This is a genomic window from Pseudomonas sp. 18173 (assembly GCF_050432945.1).
Taxonomy (GTDB): Bacteria; Pseudomonadota; Gammaproteobacteria; order Pseudomonadales; family Pseudomonadaceae; genus Aquipseudomonas.
In genome coordinates this window covers 1-471 of record NZ_JBKFTN010000086.1, presented here as the reverse complement: position 1 = coordinate 471, position 471 = coordinate 1, and the positions used below count along the sequence as shown (strand labels likewise).

The following is a 471-nucleotide window of genomic DNA, read 5'->3' as shown; positions in this document are numbered from 1 at the left end:
TCGCGGTCGAACAGGAAGTTGACCTTGTAGCGGCCTTCCTTGTCGATCTCGGCGTATTTATCGCGGGCTTGGCCGCTGGTGACCCGGGCCGGGACGGTGCCGGCGATTTGTGGTTTGGTCAGCAGTGGCGGGCGGAAGCACAGGTATTCCGAGTACGGCATGGCTTCGAAATCGCATTCGAAGCTGGCATCGCGGGCGGCGCGGGTGTGCACGCCGATGATCGTGCAACGCGGGCTGAAGGCCCGGGGCGCGTCGCCGCTGATGCTCAGCACCTGGCCTGGGGCGAGGGTGGCGCTGCTGCTGGTGCCGCTCAGCAGGGTCTGCCGGTTGAGGTAGCGCTCGTGGGCCAGGCGGGCATAAAAGTAGCCGCTGTCCGCGGGCAACTCGTGATAGAACTGGTAGCGGTCGCCGAGCTCGCGGTACGGTTCGGCGTAGTGATAGGCCTCGCCGTAGGTGGTCGTGGCGCCGCGG

1 pseudogene is annotated in these 471 nt (G+C 66.7%); it reads right to left on the bottom strand.

The features are described from left to right. Window positions 1–471 (bottom strand): annotated as a pseudogene (locus ACLD1X_RS29190) (type VI secretion system tip protein VgrG); the annotation flags it as partial.